Origin of the sequence: Polynucleobacter ibericus (genome assembly GCF_018687955.1) — a bacterium.
Taxonomy (GTDB): Bacteria; Pseudomonadota; Gammaproteobacteria; order Burkholderiales; family Burkholderiaceae; genus Polynucleobacter; species Polynucleobacter ibericus.
Genome location: NZ_CP061309.1, coordinates 617,351 through 629,690, shown reverse-complemented (window position 1 = coordinate 629,690; position 12,340 = coordinate 617,351). Strand labels below are relative to the sequence as shown.

Sequence of the window (12,340 nt, the reverse complement as noted above, 5' to 3'; positions counted from 1 at the left end):
ATCAGTGATTAACGATTGAAAACATTCATACCAGGGAAGAAGAAAGCAACTTCCACAGCAGCAGTTTCAGGAGCGTCAGAACCGTGCACAGCATTTGCATCAATGCTGTCAGCAAAGTCAGCACGGATTGTGCCTTTTTCTGCCTTCTTAGGATCGGTTGCGCCCATCAAGTCACGATTCTTAGCAATTGCGCCTTCGCCTTGCAATACTTGAATCATTACAGGACCGGAAATCATGAAGCTCACCAAATCTTTGAAGAAAGGACGATCTTTATGAACGCCGTAGAACTGCTCAGCCTCAACTTGTGAGAGGTGCGCCATTCTAGAAGCAACGATCTTCAAACCAGCAGATTCAAAACGGTCATAAATTTTGCCGATGACGTTTTTAGCGACAGCATCAGGTTTGATAATAGAAAGGGTGCGTTCAATTGCCATTCAAGACTCCAATAGTGATTTCAAAGATATTTGCCAAGCCGGCGTTAAATAAGCCCCCAAGCTCAGCGACCCCCGAATTATACATTGCTTGACCGTATTTACCCCTATGCCTGTAGGGCTAAGCCCTTGAATTTACAGGGCATAAGCCCTTTATTTGTAAGACTTTTATCTAGGGGCTTGAAATTAGAGGGTTTTGTCTATACTTACTGACAACAGCCCTTCGTGGGCTCATGTAATAACTATGAAAAAGAAGGAGTCAATATGAGTGATCTGAACTCTTACGGCTTTGGCCAAACCGGCTCAATTAGTACCGTCCAAATACGCAACCGCGTACTGCGCAATACCTATGCTCTGCTAGCGCTATCCATGGTGCCCACTGTCATTGGCGCTTGGCTTGGCGTTGCAATGGGCCTAGATCTATTTTCTGGCAGTCCATTTATTGGTTTCATTGTGTTCATGGCAGTTGCCTTTGGTTTCTTCTGGGCAATCGAAAAGAACAAAGACACTGGTGTGGGCGTTCTCCTACTCCTAGGCTTTACCTTCTTTATGGGCATCATGATGTCTCGCCTAGTCGGCTACACGCTTAACAGCTATAGCAATGGCGCAACCCTGATCATGCTGTCCTTCGGCGGAACTGCTGCGATCTTCGCCACTATGGCAACGATCGCTACTGTAAGCAAAAGTGATTTTGCCGGTATGGGCAAATGGTTGATGGTTGGTGTATTGCTCTTGATCGTTGCTTCATTGGCAAACATTTGGCTACAGTTACCTGCCTTGATGTTGACTGTGATGGTTCTTGCTATTGCAATCTTCTCTGCCTTCATCTTGGTTGACGTGCAACGCGTTATCAATGGTGGCGAGACCAACTACATCATGGCTACTTTAGCTATCTACCTTGATGTTTATAACGTCTTCACCAACCTGCTTGCCCTCTTGGGTATTGTTGGCGGTAATAGAGACTAAGGGAAGCAAATCACACTTTATAAAGTGTGATGTTCTCTAAAGGCGCCTGCGGGCGCCTTTTTCTTTGTCGCTAATGAACTGCTTCTTGCTTGCAGGCAACTAGACTGCTACAAACATGCTGACCGCATAAGATAAGGCCATCAATATCAATATGAGGGCAAAACTATCTGAGGCTTTCATGAGGAACTCCCAACAGTAAATTACCGGTTTGGCAGTAATGCTCTCTGCATAAACTCAATCTACTCTGCGCTGAAATGGCGGTTTACTAAAGCTGCACTGCAAATAAGCTATGCGCACAACTTTGGGGCAGAACCCAATAGAAATACTGCCAAATCCAAGTTTTAGACCTTAGTTACGGTCAAAAACGGTCATAGACTCCACGTGGGAGGTATGCGGGAACATATTAATAATCCCCGCACTACTCAATCGGTAGCCTGCCTGATGGCACAAGATCTCGACATCCCTGGCTAAAGTTTTGGGATTACAGGAGACATACACAATGCGCTCTGGCAACAATTCACTTTGCCCTGTATGCAGATCAGCAAGCGCCTTACAAATCTCCATTGCGCCTTCACGCGGCGGATCCATTAGCCAACGCTCTGCTTTACCCCACGAAGCAATTGTCTCTGTAGTGACTAAAAATAAATCGCTTTGCATAAAGCTGACTTTATCAACGAGTCCATTATGTTCTGCGTTTGCTTTTGCACGTGTCGTCAAACTCTCGAGACCTTCAATACCCAAAACTGCTTTTGCTTTTCTGGCAAGAGGTAATGTGAAATTTCCAATGCCGCAAAATAAATCAAGCACTCGATCCGTAGGTTTTACTTCTAGCAACCGAATCGCCCTACTCACCAATGCGCGATTCATCATGTGATTCACCTGGGTGAAGTCTGCAGGTTTGAATGGCATTTCGATTTCAAACTCAGGCAGGCGGTAACAAAGCTTGCCCGTCTCTGGATAAAAAGGGGCTACCGTCTCAATGCCCTTAGGTTGGAGCCAAATCCAGACCTGATGCTGATCAGCAAAGGCTCGCAGTAGCTGCTCATCTTCCGCCGTTAAAGGCTTCAAATTACGAAACACCAAAGCGGTTACTGGCTTCGATTTTTTAGGGTCATCCGATAGCGCATCCTCTGGCTCGCCAACCGCAATTTCAATCTGGGGCATACGATCCACAATGGACAAACCCATGACTAACTTTCGCATCTCTGGCAATAAATCAGATACATGCTTAGGTAAAATCTCGCACGCCAACATATCTGCTACATAACCACTCTTGCCTTCATGAAAGCCTATCAGTACCGTGCCTTTTTTAATGGAGCGGTTAACTGCACTTAAACGGGCACGATGACGATATTCCCAGGTAGGGCCGCCCATTGGACGTAAGATCTCTTCTGGTTTTACTTTAGCGATATGTTGTAAGTCATCTTCCAGTACGCGCTGCTTCATTGCTACTTGAGCACGTATGTCTAAATGCTGCATAGTGCAACCGCCACATACGCCAAAGGCTTTACATTTGGGCTCAGCCCTAAATACCGCAGGCTTGAGGATATTACGTACTTTGGCCTTACTGAAGCGGGCCTTCTCACTGGTGATGGTGTAAGTCACCAGCTCGGTTGGCAATGCACCTTTAATGAAAATCACCTTGCCGCTCTGGCCCTGGGCAGTCTCTTCCTCATTGGGAATGAGACGCGCAATTCCCTGGGCATCTAAATCGAGTGCCTCCACTTTAATTGGCTCAGTCACTTCAATATTGACTGGCTTATCGCCTCTACGCATCCGGTGCAAAACCTTGGAGATATTCTTGCCACTGACCACCGTTGGGTTCTTTAGCCTCTTTTTCGAGATAGGCTTTTACATAATCAATTTCTTCTTGATATTCGTCATGAGAAAAGCCGCCGCGCAACAACTGAAAGCGACAGTACATGAGATACGTATTGACAACATCAGTCTCGCAATAACGGCGGATGTCATTAATCTTGCCATCCTGATAAGCCGGCCATACTTGGCTACCATCCATCCCCATTTTTCCGGGAAAGCCGCAGAGCTTAGCTAAGCCATCCAGGGGCGCATTTGCACGGCCATTAAATTTAGCCAGCAAATCCATAATATCGAGATGACGCATGTGATAACGACTGATGTAGTTGTTCCATTTAAATTCTCGGCTATCAGAATCCTGGCTCTCACCCATCTCCCAATAACGTGGAGCTTGCACATGATTTGCTAAAGCTCGATAGTGTAGAACCGGCAAGTCAAAACCGCTACCGTTCCATGACACCAATTGAGGAGTGTATTTTTCTACTAGATCAAAGAAGGCTTGGATCAACACCTTCTCATCATCTTGTGGAGTTCCAAGTGTGCCGACTTTAATTTGTGGCAAACCTTCTTTAGTCGTTCTCCGAATCACGCAGGAGATAGCCACAATCTTTTGCAGAAATAGGGGTAGAAATTCACTACCCGTTTTAGCAGCACGATCAGCCATGGCTTTAGCAGCTACTTCAGAATCACTCATTGACTCCGGAAAATCTTCCAAACGACGCAGACCCGCTACGTCAGGAATCGTTTCAATGTCAAAAACAAGAACAGTGGCCATGCGTATTTACTGCAACATCACTGCAAATACGGCGTTGGATTCACTGGCTTGCCATTTACACGGAGCTCAAAGTGCAACTTGATTGCATTGGCATCTGTATCACCCATCTCGGCAATACGCTGCCCCTTACGCACAGCATCACCTTCTTTAACCAAGAGCTTGCTGTTATGGGCATAAGCAGTGAGATAAGTATTGTCGTGCTTAACAATAACTAAATTGCCATAACCGCGCAAACTATTGCCGGCATAAACCACTTTGCCATCAGATGCCGCAAGTACCGGCTCGCCAACCTTACCGGCAATATCGATTCCCTTATTGGTCTCACTAAATTCAGCGACGACCTTACCTTTTGCTGGCCAAGATAAACGAATGCCCGGCTCAGCTACGACTTCTGCTTTTGCTGGCTCAGGAGTTGATACTGGTGTATCAGATTTTTCTGCTGCCGACTTTTTCTCGACCACGCGTGCAGACTTAGAGCCTGCTGGAGCCTTAATCACGATCAAGTCACCCACCTCAATCACATTCGGATTAAAGCTAGGATTGACTGCCTTATTCCATTGCACTACATCGCGCGGAGCTTGGCCATTATCTAAAGCTATACGAGCCAAGGTATCCCCTTTTTTAACTCGGTAGTAGCCAGGTGGCGTTGCCTCAACAGAGCTGCTACCGCTTCTATCCGTCACGCCAGCAGGCTTAGTACGCAGTGTAGAACATCCCACCAACATCATCAAAGATGCGGATATAAATGCAATGAGGAAACGTTTGGATAAAGTGTGTGACATTAAATTAGGTTCTGAATTAGTGAATTCATCATGGATCTCATACTACCCCTGATTGTAAGGGGACAAAAAAGACCCCGTCCAGCACAGTTCTTTGGTAGCGCTGGGAGCTCATTCTCTCCACCATGACCAACTGCTGCTCTTTGTCATTTTTGGCAACTGGAGCTACCAAACGCCCACCGATCGCCAATTGATCAAGTAAAGCATCCGGAATACCCAAGCCTGCGGCCGCCAAAATAATGCCGTCAAATGGTGCTGCTTGAGGTAAACCCAAAATACCATCGCCATAAATCAGGCGCAGATTATTAATGCGAAATGGGCGCAGCTTTGCTCTTGCCATGTCATGCAGCGGACGAATACGTTCGATTGAATACACCTCTTCTGCTAACAAACTGAGAACTGCTGCTTGATAACCACAACCAGTGCCAATCTCTAATACTTTGCCAAGCTTATGTTTAGGCTTATGGAGCAACTCAATCATGCGCGCTACTACCGATGGCTTGGAAATCGTTTGCTCATGACCTATAGGTAGCGCCGTATCTTCATAAGCTTGCGCATGCAAGCCTGCATCCATAAATGCATGGCGTGGCACAGTGGCAATAGCCTCAAGTGTTTTGCCGTGCTTAACACCCCCCGCATGCACTTTTGCAGCTAGAGCCTGTCGATAGGCAGCAAAACGTTCGGTGGGCGCCTTCAACCGCGATCCCATCCATTCGCACGCATTGCAGCTAAACGAGCATGGTGCGTCAAATCCAATTGCATTGGAGTGATCGAGATACAGCCTTCAGCGATAGCATGAAAATCTGTACCCTCAGAGCCTTCCTTAACATCACCAGCAGCACCAATCCAATAAATCTTTTCGCCGCGAGGGCTGTCTTGAACTACTACAGGCTGTGAATGATGACGATTGCCGAGGCGAGTAACACGCCAGCGATAGAGATCTGCATAAGGACGATTTGGGATGTTCACGTTGAGTAGTGTTGCTACGCCATCAGCATGGTTTTTGCTTAATGCAGAAACCAGCATCTGCGCAACCACATCATGCGCGGCTTTTGCAGCATCTTCAATCCGATTCCAGCCACGATCTATTTGCGAGAATGCAATACCGGGCACTCCAAACATGACGCCCTCTACAGCAGCAGCAACAGTACCAGAGTAAAGCGTATCTTCACCCATGTTCTCACCTTGATTGATCCCAGAAATCACGAGATCAGGTTTCTCATCCAAGAATCCAGTCATGGCTACGTGCACACAATCCGTAGGAGTGCCGTTGATAAAGAAAAAGCCATCTCGCTCTCCACCAGCAACTCGATGAATCGAGAGTGGTCTAGAAAGCGTTAAAGAATTGGAGGCGCCGCTGTGGTTTTGCTCAGGAGCGATTACGGTAATCCGGCCCAAAGGACGCACTGCATTCACCAAAGCCAATAAGCCGGGAGCTAAATAGCCGTCATCATTAGAAATCAGAATGTGGGGTTGACGATTACTCATGACTATGTAGTTCTTTCTTTTTGCTAGATGTTTATATATTACTGGCTGGAGTTAAAGCACGGGCTCTAAACCAACCATAAATGACAGGTAACACTAAGAGAGTCAAAATAGTAGTAGTTACCATGCCACCCACAATCACCAAGGCTAATGGACGTTGCGCCTCAGAACCAATCGAATGCGATAAGGCTGCTGGCAGGAGACCCAAGCCAGAGAGGGCTGCAGTCATTAATACCGGACGTACCCTCAAGGATGCACCCTCAACCATGATGTCTTTCATCTGCCCATGCTCAGTGGCAGCCGTCTTATTAATAAAGGAAATGAGAATCACGCCATCCTGAATCGCAATACCAAACAGCGATAAGAATCCAAAGAATGCTGAAATACTTAAGGTCTCACCTGCTAAGTGCAGAGCAATGACGCCACCAATTGCAGCAAACGGTACATTGATCATCACAATGAAGGCATCGCGGAAGTTGCCAAACGCACTTACCAGCAACAAGAAAATGCCCATCAAAGCTAATGGCACGATCAGCATTAGCTTCTTCTGCGCTTGCTTCATTTGATTGAACTGACCGTCCCAGCTAATGGAATAGTTTGGTGGCAAAGTAATATTCTTTTCCACTAAGAATTGGGCATCTTCTACAGCGCTACCGAGATCACGATTGCGGACACTAAATTTAATCGCGATATAACGCTTACCCGCTTCACGATAGATGAAGAATGGACCATCCGTTAAACGAACAGTAGCAACCATCGATAGAGGAATCTTGGTGCCATCAGGGGCCTCAACCAATAAATGGCCAATGTCAGCAACGTCATTGCGACTACCTTCATTCAAGCGCACTGCTATGCCGAAGGTTTTTTCATCTTCGAGCAAGTTGGTTACCGCAGCCCCACCAATCGCATTGGCAACTACCGTCTGAATATCATTTACGTTAATGCCGTAACGCGCTGCTTTCTCTCGATCAATCTGAATATTAAGGGTTGGTTGACCCAACTCTTTCAAAATACCTTCATCAGCAACACCACGTACTTTTTTGAGTTGATCAATCACTTCATGTGCTTTTTGGTCGAGCACCTCAAGATCAGTGCCGTAAATCTTGACGGAGTTCTCACCCTTCACTCCTGATAAAGCCTCATTGACGTTATCTTGAATGTATTGCGAGAAGCTATAGGTAACCCCTGGAATTTTATTAAGCTCAACTTCTAAGTGTGCAATCAAGTCTTTCTTTGAAGACCCACTAGGCATTTTGTCAGGACTCTTCAGATACAAGCCATACTCTTGGTTAAAGACACCGGTTGAGTCAGTACCATCATCCGGACGCCCAATCTGGGCTGCAACCTTTTCAATCTCCGGTTGCGCCATAAAGGTTTCGCGCAATTGGTTCGCAATCTTGACTGAATAATCGAGATCAACTGTATTGGGTAAAGTGACGCGCAACCAAATATTATTCTCCTCAAGCGTCGGCAAGAATGCCGTACCCAAGCGAGTCATACTGAGCAAAGTAATTCCCAATACAAAGACTGCTACCGAGAAAATAGTTAATGGGCGATCCATCCACCTTCTCAGCAAAGGCTTATAGCTATCCAAGATCTTGGTAATAAAAGATGGTGGCTTATGGTGTAGATTCTCACCAAAGACCAATGAAATCATTGCCGGCAAGAATGTCAAACTGAGAATCATTGCAGCAATCAAAGCAAAGCCCATCGTAAAGGCCATTGGCTTAAAGATAATGCCCTCAACACCGCCCATGAAGAACAATGGTGAGTAGGCGACGATGATGATGCCCGTGGAATAAATCATCGCTCGCTGTACTTCACTCGTTGCGAGAATAATGCTTTGGTTTAAGCGCTTGCCGCCCTCTTCCAGGTGACGCATGACGTTCTCCGTCAAAATCACGGCTGAGTCAACAATCACGCCAAAGTCGATAGCACCCAAGGAGATCAGATTGGCTGGCACACTCCACAAGTGCATCTGAATAAACGAAACACACAGTGCTAAGGGAATGACCGCAGCTACTACGGCAGCCGCACGAATATTACCTAAGAAGAAGAACAGCACTGCCAGCACCAAAGAAATACCGAAGAACAAAGTATGTTTTACGGTACCGACAGTAATGTCCAACAGAACCTGACGATCATAGAAAGGCTTTACTTCAATACCAGGGGGCAGTACGTGTTTATTAATGTTGTCTACCGTGTTGCGAACGCGCGCCAAAACTTCAGTAGCATTCTCACCACGGCGTAGATACACAATCCCTTCTACAGAATCTGGATTGTCATTGAACTGGAACATACCCAAGCGTGGAGCATTACCAATTTCCACCCTAGCTACATCCCCAATATGAATCGGTACACCATTATTGATGGTAATAACGACCTGCTTGATATCGTCAATATTCTTGAGGAGGCCTACCCCACGGACCACAAATTGCTGTTCACCACTCGGTAATAGTCCGCCACCGGTATTACTATTTGCATTGGTTAAGGCAGCAATCAACTGATTAACAGAGATGCCCTTGGCCTGCATGCTTTCTGGGCTGACAATGACTTGATATTGACGTACCTTGCCGCCGAAAGAAGATACATCAGCTACACCCGGAGTTTGCTTGAGCTCTTTGTAGATCTCATAGTTCTGCAGAGTCTTCAGTAGAGTTGAAGATGCATAGTCTGAACGCACCTCGTAACGCATGATCTCGCCTGTTGCATCTGAGTCAGGGCTAATACTTGAGGTGACGCCCGATGGAAAAGCAACATTTGCTAAGTTTGCTAAAAAAGTCTGACGCGCTTTAAAAGGATCAGCAGTGTCGTTAAATTTGAGAGTGACTACCGATAAACCAAACAGGGATACGGAGCGGAAAGCTTGTAAGCCCGGGATACCAGCCAAAGCATTCTCAACCGGAATAGTGACTTGCTGCTCAACTTCGGTAGTACTTCTTCCAGGCCATTGTGAGATGGCTTGAATCGTTAATGGAGCTACACCTGGATATGGCTGAATTGGTAACTTACTTAAACTGAGCATGCCTAAGCCCAGCAGTACGATTGACGCAAAAATGACAAGCGCGCGCTTTTCAACTACCCCTCGAATAAAGGAGGTGAAAACGCTCACTTAGTCCTCCTGCTTAGCAAAACGATCATTTAACAAGACAGCGCCTTCGGCCAATATTTGCCAGCCCTGCTCTACACCTTCAGTAATCGCAAAACTCTTACTGTTCAGGTCATAACCTTTGACTGGCACGCGACGGAAAGTTTCTGGACCTACTTTAATAATCGCATAGCGATTCTCGCGGATTCTGACAATCGCTGATTGAGGCACCACTACTGCATCAGCCGTCCCTGTAGTGAGTGATGCTGAGGCATACATATCTGGGCGCAATAGATCATCAGTATTCTCCACATCCGCACGAATTAATAACGCTCGGGTTTGTGGATCAACGGATGGGGCAATGTAATTAGCGTACGCAACAAACTCTTTATCTGGGTATGCCTCCAGATGCAAGACCATTTTTTGACCTTGCTTGATCAAGCGAAAATCTTGCTCAAATACATTTCCCAAGAACCAAAGCTGCTTAGGATCTGCCAAAGTGGCAATCACATCTCCAGCACTCAAGGCTGAGCCAGGCTCTACATTACGCTTTACGACTACACCCTTCAAAGGGGAGCGCATTATTAAATTACTCGTGGTCTTGCCGGTATTTTCAATACTCTTAATATCACCATCGCCAGCACCGAGATTTCTCATGCGATTGGAGGCTGCTTGCTGAGTGATACGCGCATCACCCAGTAAGTCGCTCATCGTTTTGCTGGATTCGAGAACTTTAGCCGTCTTAGAGGACAACAAATACTCTTGTTGTGCCGACTGAAATTCTGGGCTGTACAACTCAACAATTGGTGAGCCAATATCTACTTGAGCGCCATCAAAAGCATAGATACGCTCAACTCGTCCAGGAGCACGCGCTGAAAGTACTTTAGATTTTTCTGCATTAAATGCCAAGCGCCCAGGCACTTTAATATTGACTGGCACTTGTACTTTTTCAGCGGACTGAAAGATATAAATTTCTGGATTAAGTTGCACGCCAGGTAGCTTTAATTCTAGGACACCTGTCTTCTCAACTTTGAGCGCCTTATCGGAAGCCTCAATCTTGACTGTGCGATTTACATTAGTCACTCGCCCCACCACGATACCCAAAGAAAGAATGGCAAATGCAAAGGCAGCCAGTCGAACGCGATATCGATTCTGGGGTGACAAATTCCAATACAGACCTGCTAATCCGGCAGCTGCGACTTTTGCATGATGTGCACCTTGATTGGCGCCCTGATGAAGAATCGGCTTTGCCTTTTCAGACAGGCGCTTGAGAAACGAAAGAATTTTATCTTTCAAAACTACTCCTTAAAAGGGTTCTTTACCCGCTGAGACCATGAGAACCGCTTGTGCCTGCAACAAATTACTTTCAGCTTGAGCCAATGCAATCTCTAAGTTACGCAATTGCGTTTGGGCAGTCAATAAATCATTAAAGCCTTGGCCGTTATTTGAGTACTGGGTCAGACCGACTTTATAAGCAGTATCTGCCTGAGGCACCTGACGATCCCTCAGGAACTGCGCTTGATTTTTAGCTTGCTCGTAATTAGCGTATGCGGTGTTGACTGCCAATACGATTTGTTGGCGATTAGAAATATTACCCGCCTCCGCAGAAGCCTGATTACGTTGAGCCTGTTCTACCCCATACTTTTCTTTAGTAAAGAAGTACAAAGGAATAATTAAATCTAACTCAAACTGATAATACAGCGCGCCATTGTTTGCAGAAAATGGCCCCCGCGGTGTAAAGGATGAACCAATGACCTGAAAATCAGGTAGATATGCTTTTTTTGCTAGGTCAACACCTTTGCGTGCTGCATCCAATTGCAATGCTGAGCTCTTTAAGGATGGATGACTATTTTCAGCATAGTCTTCCAATTCAATTAAGGTGGGTACGCTAGTCATAGCGCGACGCACATCACCACGCAGTACTAACTTTTCACGAGAATGGCGCCCAACTAAAGTATTAATACTATGTAACGAAACATTTAGCTGACGCTCTACATTAAATTGATCCGCTTGAGCTGCACTTTGCGCTACTTGCGCATTTAAAAACTCGACATAGGCTGCAGCATTATTTGCATAACGCGCCTTAGCTACATTCTTAATCATCTCTAGGCGAATAACGGACTCTTTAAGTACCTGTAATTGCTTTTGCGATGCCAAAGCACCGTAGTAGAGAGTAGACAGTTGAGCACCAAGTTGAAGATAGGTCACCTCTGAGCCCGCCAATAAGGCTTCAGCATTGGTATCGGCAATATCTGCCGCCAGACTTTTCTTGCCGGGGAACTGCAAAGGCTGCGTAAAAGAAAAACCGTTATTAGTACTGATGCCGCCAGGATATTGCTGAGTAGGCGCATTCGCTCCGCCCAAAGCAAATGGTGAATTCACGGGCATACCGGACCATACCAATCCCACCTGTGGATTGGCTGGCGCGTTGATTTGCGGCACAGTTGCTTTGGCAGATAAATAAGATTCACGCAAGGATGACAGTTGCGGATTATTTAACTTGAGCTCATTCCACAACTGACGCAAATCCATCTCCGTTGGTCCAGTTGACGCAGGCTTGGTATAAATCTTTGGCGTGTTGGCTTTTGTTACCGGAGCAAACATCTCGGCAGTTATAGGATTCGAGTTTATGGCTGGGTCTTGTGCGCTAAGTTGAGCGCCAATCGATGGGGGAGCTGCAAATAAAGCATCGCCAGACTGAACAGTCACACTAGCAGGTGCGTTATCTAAAACTATTTGAGCGCATAAAGGAACGGAGAAAGTTGTAGCGCAGACAAAAGCAGCCATTGCAAATGGAGTCACGCTGTTGAGCGTTTTAAATGCGCTTTTCTGGTGTTTACTGAGAGTCAACAAATGCTACTGCCTCTAAATCAATAAAAATGCTGTTTTTATAGCCCCCAATGCAGATTTAGAACCTATCCATACCCATTTCAGGGGGGTTTATGAATTATAGGCGACAAAAGTCAAAAGTCTAATAAACAGAAATACGTATCTTATTGAT

The 12,340-nt window shown here is 46.0% G+C and carries 9 protein-coding genes and 1 pseudogene; 1 reads left to right on the top strand and 9 read right to left on the bottom strand.

What is annotated here, in order from left to right:
• Positions 1-8: 8 nt before the first annotated feature.
• Positions 9-434 carry a nucleoside-diphosphate kinase gene (gene ndk / locus AOC20_RS03340; protein WP_215361471.1) on the bottom strand — a complete coding sequence of 142 codons (426 nt, stop codon included), beginning with the start codon at positions 432-434 and terminating at the stop codon, positions 9-11.
• Between the two features lie 261 nt (positions 435-695).
• On the opposite strand from ndk, the gene AOC20_RS03335 reads away from it, so the two are divergent.
• Positions 696-1,397, top strand: a complete 702-nt coding sequence (locus AOC20_RS03335; protein ID WP_215361469.1) for a Bax inhibitor-1 family protein — start codon at positions 696-698, stop codon at positions 1,395-1,397.
• Between the two features lie 348 nt (positions 1,398-1,745).
• Here AOC20_RS03335 and rlmD read toward each other — a convergent pair whose 3' ends face one another.
• The 8 genes and pseudogenes from rlmD to AOC20_RS03295 form a co-directional block, all read right to left on the bottom strand.
• The gene (gene rlmD, locus AOC20_RS03330; protein WP_215361466.1) at positions 1,746-3,173 is read right to left on the bottom strand and encodes a 23S rRNA (uracil(1939)-C(5))-methyltransferase RlmD; all 1,428 of its coding nucleotides are present in this window, start codon (positions 3,171-3,173) and stop codon (positions 1,746-1,748) included.
• Entirely contained in the window at positions 3,166-3,987 is an 822-nt protein-coding gene (locus AOC20_RS03325; protein ID WP_215361464.1) for a 3'-5' exonuclease, read from the bottom strand. The genes rlmD and AOC20_RS03325 overlap by 8 nt, the downstream gene beginning before the upstream one ends.
• A 17-nt stretch (positions 3,988-4,004) precedes the next feature.
• The gene (locus AOC20_RS03320; RefSeq protein ID WP_215361458.1) at positions 4,005-4,769 is read right to left on the bottom strand and encodes a peptidoglycan DD-metalloendopeptidase family protein; all 765 of its coding nucleotides are present in this window, start codon (positions 4,767-4,769) and stop codon (positions 4,005-4,007) included.
• Positions 4,770-4,806: 37 nt separating this feature from the next.
• A pseudogene (locus tag AOC20_RS03315) lies at positions 4,807-5,430 on the bottom strand (protein-L-isoaspartate(D-aspartate) O-methyltransferase); the annotation flags it as partial.
• A 29-nt stretch (positions 5,431-5,459) separates the two neighbouring features.
• Entirely contained in the window at positions 5,460-6,254 is a 795-nt protein-coding gene (surE, locus tag AOC20_RS03310; protein ID WP_215361454.1) for a 5'/3'-nucleotidase SurE, read from the bottom strand.
• A gap of 31 nt (positions 6,255-6,285) precedes the next feature.
• Positions 6,286-9,363 carry an efflux RND transporter permease subunit gene (locus AOC20_RS03305; RefSeq protein ID WP_215361450.1) on the bottom strand — a complete coding sequence of 1,026 codons (3,078 nt, stop codon included), beginning with the start codon at positions 9,361-9,363 and terminating at the stop codon, positions 6,286-6,288.
• On the bottom strand, positions 9,364-10,635 hold the full coding sequence (locus AOC20_RS03300) for an efflux RND transporter periplasmic adaptor subunit (protein WP_215361448.1): 1,272 nt from the start codon (positions 10,633-10,635) through the stop codon (positions 9,364-9,366).
• Positions 10,636-10,644: 9 nt separating this feature from the next.
• On the bottom strand, positions 10,645-12,141 hold the full coding sequence (locus tag AOC20_RS03295; protein WP_251373147.1) for a TolC family protein: 1,497 nt from the start codon (positions 12,139-12,141) through the stop codon (positions 10,645-10,647).
• Positions 12,142-12,340: the final 199 nt, after the last annotated feature.

Bases quoted from the DNA above. Each gene is read 5' to 3' on its own strand.
- AOC20_RS03320 (WP_215361458.1), bottom strand. From the start codon at position 4,769: ATGTCACACACTTTATCCAAACGTTTCCTCATTGCATTTATATCCGCA.
- rlmD (WP_215361466.1), bottom strand. From the start codon at position 3,173: ATGCGTAGAGGCGATAAGCCAGTCAATATTGAAGTGACTGAGCCAATT.
- AOC20_RS03325 (WP_215361464.1), bottom strand. From the start codon at position 3,987: ATGGCCACTGTTCTTGTTTTTGACATTGAAACGATTCCTGACGTAGCG.
- AOC20_RS03335 (WP_215361469.1), top strand. From the start codon at position 696: ATGAGTGATCTGAACTCTTACGGCTTTGGCCAAACCGGCTCAATTAGT.
- surE (WP_215361454.1), bottom strand. From the start codon at position 6,254: ATGAGTAATCGTCAACCCCACATTCTGATTTCTAATGATGACGGCTAT.
- ndk (WP_215361471.1), bottom strand. From the start codon at position 434: ATGGCAATTGAACGCACCCTTTCTATTATCAAACCTGATGCTGTCGCT.